The 5,838-nt window shown below is 64.0% G+C and carries 6 protein-coding genes; 5 read left to right on the top strand and 1 reads right to left on the bottom strand.

The features are described 5' to 3' along the window. Positions 1-374 precede the first annotated feature (374 nt). The 5 genes from VIM98_RS15405 to VIM98_RS15385 all read left to right on the top strand — a co-directional run bounded on the left by VIM98_RS15405 (position 375) and on the right by VIM98_RS15385 (position 4,665). Complete coding sequence (locus tag VIM98_RS15405) at positions 375-1,685, top strand: methyl-accepting chemotaxis protein (protein WP_331993992.1); 1,311 nt, start codon at positions 375-377, stop codon at positions 1,683-1,685. Continuing rightward, positions 1,682-2,386 (top strand): flagellar basal body P-ring formation chaperone FlgA, encoded by a 705-nt coding sequence (gene flgA, locus VIM98_RS15400; RefSeq protein WP_331993991.1) that lies wholly within the window; start codon positions 1,682-1,684, stop codon positions 2,384-2,386. The genes VIM98_RS15405 and flgA overlap by 4 nt, the downstream gene beginning before the upstream one ends. A 120-nt stretch (positions 2,387-2,506) precedes the next feature. After that, a complete protein-coding gene (gene flgM, locus VIM98_RS15395; protein WP_331993990.1) occupies positions 2,507-2,815 on the top strand; it encodes a flagellar biosynthesis anti-sigma factor FlgM in 309 nt (102 codons plus the stop codon). A 3-nt stretch (positions 2,816-2,818) separates the two neighbouring features. Further along, positions 2,819-3,265 carry a flagellar export chaperone FlgN gene (gene flgN, locus VIM98_RS15390; RefSeq protein WP_331993989.1) on the top strand — a complete coding sequence of 149 codons (447 nt, stop codon included), beginning with the start codon at positions 2,819-2,821 and terminating at the stop codon, positions 3,263-3,265. A 125-nt stretch (positions 3,266-3,390) separates the two neighbouring features. Then, positions 3,391-4,665 (top strand): EAL and HDOD domain-containing protein, encoded by a 1,275-nt coding sequence (locus tag VIM98_RS15385; RefSeq protein WP_331993988.1) that lies wholly within the window; start codon positions 3,391-3,393, stop codon positions 4,663-4,665. A 318-nt stretch (positions 4,666-4,983) separates the two neighbouring features. Here the strand turns inward: VIM98_RS15385 and VIM98_RS15380 are convergent. Further along, positions 4,984-5,838: TMEM43 family protein (locus VIM98_RS15380; RefSeq protein ID WP_331993987.1), on the bottom strand; the 855-nt coding region annotated here is incomplete at its 5' end.

The raw sequence follows: 5,838 nt of genomic DNA, 5'->3' as shown, positions 1-5,838 counted from the left end.
AAAACCTCTCAATCGCCCGAATATAGCGAAAGCGGATCCTATCGTTGTGGGAGCGACTTCAGTCGCGACAAGGACTTGCGGTGAGGCACGATTGTCGCGACTAAAGTCGCTCCCACAGAAAGCAAGTTTTTCGAGGTTCCCTTTAATGGGTGGGACCGAAGTGTGCCGCTCACCCAGCCCTCTTCCCGTCTGAGACGGGGAGAGGCGCCTACTGCGGCAAACTTCAGTGTTTCGCACTTGTGCAGACCGCTTGGGGTGAGGGAGAAGCTCGCGATGCGCCAGCGAGCAGTCCCTGGCATACGCCTTGCTTCCTCAAGCTTCGTCCGCTCCCGCCGATCAAGGGAGACGATCTATAACAAGGAACCCGGCAGTCCATGAGCTTCATCCGCAGCAAGCAACTGGCCGCACTGGCCCAGGCGGCCGCCCAAGGCGATACCGCGCAAGTGGACCGGCTATCGCGTCAGTTTCCCGCGTTGGCTGCCGCACTGGCGCCGCTGCTGGCGCGCGTGGCACCGCGTGAACCGGCCGCAGTGGCATTGCAGGCGGTGGAACAACAAAGCCTGATGCTCAACGCAGCGCAGGCGCTGTTGCGCGAACACGAAGCTCTGGAAGAGGCCACCGGCGAGAGCCGTGCCAGCGTCGGTCGTTTGACGGACGGTGGCGCCGGGATTTCGTCGGGCCTGCAACAAACCGCCGGCAGTGTCGAGCAGGCGCGCGAGACCACGCGCCACGGCGCGGCAACCGTCAACGAAGTCGATGGCCAGCTGCGTCTGTTGCGCAGCGCGCTATCGGCGATGAATCGCAACCAGGCCAAGCTGGCCGAACAAGTAGCTCAGATCCGCAAGCTGACCTCCAGCGTGCAGGAAATCGCACATCAGACCAATCTGGTTGCTCTGAATGCGGCGATCGAAGCGGCTCGTGCCGGTGAAGCCGGCAAGGGTTTTGCCGTGGTCGCCGACGAGGTCAAGCAACTGGCCGAGAAGACCAGCCAGGCCACGGGCGAAATCGAGGCAGTCACTGGCTCCATCGGCGACTTCTCGCAACAACTCGACGGCGACGTACAGCAAGGCATGTCGCGCCTGGAAACCGCACAAGAGCGCATCGGCCACACCGCCACCGCATTGCGCGACGGTGCCGATGCATTGCATGGCGCAGCCAATCGCCTGCAAAACCTGCAACAACATACGGATGCGCAAAGCGCACGCATCGCTGGCGCGCAGGCCGCGCTCGGCGCGCTGCAAAAACGCACCGTCGAAGCCCGCCGTCAGGCCGAAGCGCTGGATCGTGCCAGCGTGCTCTCGCATCGCTTGTGCCTGGGCTGGCTGGATCAAGCCGCCGAACACTCGCTCGCGGGCCTGAGCCTGAGCTTGCGCGAGTCGATCCAGGGGCTACGCCAGGCGATGGAACTGGCCCTGCACGAGCCAGCCGCGCTCGACCGTCGCTGGTTCGACACCAGCGTGCTCGATCATGTGCTCGCGCGACTGGCCGGCAAGCATGCACAGCACCCGGCGGCATTGCAGTTGATTGCCGCCGGTGAGCGCCTGAGCTCCCATGCAGGCAGTTTCGTCAGCCTGATCAGCCAGGGCGACCTGCAAACCGCCGCTAACTACCCCAGCCGCGTCGAAGCCGAGCGCGAAACCATCCACCAGCAGCTGAGCGCCCTGCTCGCGGATGCCGAAGCATGAGCTATACCCGATACCAGGTCATCGCCGCAGCCAGCGCGTGCATCGCGCTGCTCGGCCTGGCCGGTTCGGTACGGGCCGCCGAAGCGCCCGACCGCCTGCGTCAGGCGGCCGAAGATGCGGTGCGCCAACATTTTGTCGGCAGCGGGAATCGCGCGGTCGTGCAAGCGGACAAACTCGACACCCGCCTGCAACTGGCGGCCTGCGCATCCCCGCTCAAGGCCGACCTTTCACCCCAGGCTCGGCCGTCGGCGCGCATGGCAGTCGAAGTCGCCTGCCCCGGCAGCTGGCAGATCCGCGTACCAGTGCGCCTGCAGCTCTATCGTCAGGTGCTGGTCACCGTGCACCCCCTGCAACGCGGAGATGGCATCACCGCCGCCGACGTACGTAGCGAGGAGCGCGACATCACCCGGCTGGGCTACGGTTATATCGATTCGCTCGACCAGGTCGCCGACCGCGCCGTCGCCCATACCTTGCTTACCGGCAGCGTGCTGACCCCGGCAGCGCTCGGCGGTCGCCAGACGGTGCGTGCCGGCGACCATGTCCAGCTGATCGCCCTGCTGGGCGGCATCGAAGTGCGGGCGGCTGGCGTGGCACTGGGCAGCGGCGACACCGGCGCCCGCCTCCGGGTACGCAATGACAGCTCGGGCAAGCCGGTCGACGCCATCGTCCGTGGCGCCGGGCTGGTAGAGGCGTTACCGTGATCGACTATGTATTAATTGCGCAACCGCCGCCCGGGACAGGCTAAAGTTCGCCGCTGGACCGCCGATAGCCTCAACAAGCAAGGCCCGAAGCCCGCAAGGGCGGGCATAAAGAGACGAGCCATGAACACCACAATCACTTCCAATGGACTGCCGGTGCTACCGCAGGCGCAAAGTGGCCAGAGCGGAGGCAGCACGCAAGAAACCACTGCGGCCAACGCCAAGCCGGCGAGCGCCACGCAGCCCAACGACAGCGTCAAGCTGACCGATTCGGCGCGCGCGCTGACCGAGGCGGCACAGGGCGGTGGCCAGATCGACCAGAAAAAGGTCGACCAGATCCGCGCCGCGATCGCCAATGGCAGCTACAAGCCAGACCCGACGCGCATCGCCGATCGGTTGGTCTCGCTCAACAGCCAGATCGACGGCAAGTAAGCCATGGCCGCCCGGCTGCTCGCCGAAATGAATGACGCGCTGACGGCCGTACTGGCCGACATGCAGAGCGCTGTCACCGACCTCGACCAGGTGCTTGGCGACGAGCGCGCCGCTCTGGATCAGGCCGATGCCGATGCGCTCAACCGCGTCGGCGAGCGCAAGCAGCAGCTATTGCTCCAGCTCGAACAGCTCGATACCGAGCGTGTGCAGCTGGTGCGGCATATCGATTCGCAAAGCGACAGCCAGCAACAAGCGTGGGATGGCATTCTCAGACTGGTGGCGTGCTGCCAGCAGGCCAACCAGCGTAACGGCGATATCGTCGAGCAGCGCCTGCAACATGTCAGGCGCGCCTTGTCGGTGCTCACCGGCGGCAAAGACGAAGTCAACGTATACAACCCGGCAGGCAAGGTGCGCGGCGGATTTCGTTCCGTACCGCTGGCCCAGGCCTGACGCCGAGGGGAACAACACAGATAAGGTTTTCAGGGCGCCGGCGCGCTTTTGTCGCGGCGACGGCGGGAATGATTTGCACGGGTCGTTCGTCTACGAACCTCCCGGATGGACATCGATGAACCTCCATGACTGACACCACCGCTGCCAGTACCGTGCCTGAAGCCTACTTAGCCGCCACCTTCAACGAAGTCCCCCTGCCGGTCGTACGCGTTCCCATGCTCGACCGCGACCATCAGCTGGTTGCCTACGAGCTGCTGATCCAGGGCGACGGCGATGACGAATCCAGCCTGATGCGCCGCGTGCTGTCGACGATCGTCGACGGCTCGGTGACCCGTCTGGCCCGTGACAACCGCGTGTTCGTGCGTCTTTCGCACGAGCTGATCATGGAGCAATCCGAGCTGGTACTGCGTTTTCCGCGCATCGGCCTGGTGATCGACCCGATCTGGGCCGAAGACGAAGCCATGATGGGCAAGCTGCAGGTGCTCTCGCAGCGCGGGTGCGCATTGCTGCTCGACTTCGGCGCGCAACCGATTCCGCAAGTGGGCGCCGATCGTTCGGCCAATATCCTGCTGAGCCTGGCGCGCTTCGTGCGACTGGACGCCGGCAAGCTCGACCCGGCCACCCTGCGCGACCATTGCGAGCAATTACATGCACGCGGTTTGCAGGTGATTGCCGGCCACGTGGAAGATCATGAGACCTGCCAGCGCTGCATGGCCCTGCCGTTTGCGGCGATCCAGGGCGGCTACCTGCTGTTGCCGGAGAAGGTCGATGTGCCGGTGCTCACCGCCAATCGCCTGAGCGTGCTGCGCTTGCTGCGTGCGCTGGAGGAAGAATCCGCCGGCCCGGTCGAATTGGGCCAGGTCATTCGCAATGACGCGATCCTCAGCTACAAATTGCTTGGCTGCGTGAACTCGGCGTATTTCGCCCTGCCCAAGCAGCTCAAGTCAGTGGAACAGGCGGCAATCTTCTTTGGCTTGAACCGCATGCGCAACTGGATCAGCACGATGGCGCTGAGCGGCATGAACGATCGTCCGCCGGAATTGCTCCGTGCCGCATTGATTCGCGCACATATGTGCGAACAGTTGGCGCAAGGCATGGCGCGTGCGGAACGCGAGATGGCGTTTACCGCCGGTCTGTTCTCGTTGCTCGATACCTTGATGTGTGCACCGATGGACTTCCTGCTGGAACACCTGCCGCTGGCTCCGGATATTCGCAACGCGCTGCTCGGTCGTCGCGGGCCGTTTGCACCGTTGCTCGAGCAAGTCGTGCAGTGGGAAGCCGGCGAAATGCGCAGCAACGGTACGCAGCCGCAGCAGATTCGGCGCATGGCGGGTGCCTATCTGGAAGCCACGCGCTGGGCAGATCACGTTTATTCGTTTGCCGAGCAGCGGCCGAATTAATTGCGCCTTTCTGCAGATTGCAGAGCCCCCCTCACCCCAACCCTCTCCCCCGGCGAAGCCAGGGGAGAGGGAGCCGAATGAGGAAAACCTCGGTACTTCGCACTTGCGTAACCTGCACCCTCTCCCAACAAGCCATGGGAGAGGGAGCCGACTGCGGCAAATCTTGGTGTTTCGCACTTGCGTAACCTGCTCCCTCCCCCGGCAAGCCAGGGGAGAGGGAGCCGACTGCGGCAAATCTTGGTGTTTCGCACTTGCGTAACTTGCTCCCTCTCCCCTGGCTTGCCGGGGGAGAGGGTTGGGGTGAGGGGGGCTCTTGGCCTATTCCCCAGCACGCAACACGCGCACTCGCCAAGCCGCTACGCCTGCCCCAATCGCGGCGACCAGCAGCCAGCTGACAGCATGCATACCGTCGCCACCTATCCAGCACGCGCCCGCCACCGCGCCGATCGCCAATACACCGATCCCCGCAGCAAGCAACACATCGCGCGATCGCCCTTGCAGCAGCAGAAAAACGCCTAGCGCACCGAGCAATACGGCAATAACGCGCCGCGCCCACAACAATGCAGGCTCCGACGGCACATCCGGCAATACATCGTCCAATCGACGATCGCCAACCTGTACCTCAAACCCCTTGCCATCGGACACATCCGCGGCCGGCACCAGGCGATCGCCATCCACGCGCGCGAACACCGTCAAAGTCTGCAGCGGCACCGCTTCCCAGCTGACGCGAATATCTCCCAAGCGCGGATGCCCCGGCTTCGCGCTGGTCACCAGGTATCCGTCATAAAGCGTAAAAGTAGCTGCCATGTTCGCCGGCATATTGCTCGTTTCCGGCGCGACGGTTTCGCTGCCCGGCAAGGCATGCAACAACGCCGGCGCCAGCGCCAATCCGTTCAAGCGAACCAATCCCGCATCGAACTGCTTGCCTTCGATGGGAAACGTACCGGGATTCTCATGTCCGCCCGGCTGTGCGAAACGACTGGAATCCACTGGCCGATCGACCCAATCCACCTCGTAGTGGACCTGCTCGCCTAAACGCACCTCACGCCACTGGAACATCTCCACATGACGCACCAGCACCGGCGTCTTCGCATGCTGGTTGAAATCCGGATCGTACGGCGCCTCGATCACTTCCGGCTGCCCGACGGCGCGCACCATATGCCCATACTGCTC

The sequence above is a fragment of the Dyella sp. genome (assembly GCF_036568765.1).
Lineage (GTDB): Bacteria > Pseudomonadota > Gammaproteobacteria > Xanthomonadales > Rhodanobacteraceae > GSA-30.
The sequence above is the reverse complement of the archived record's forward strand: the minus strand, read 5'-3'. Positions and strand labels throughout refer to the sequence as shown.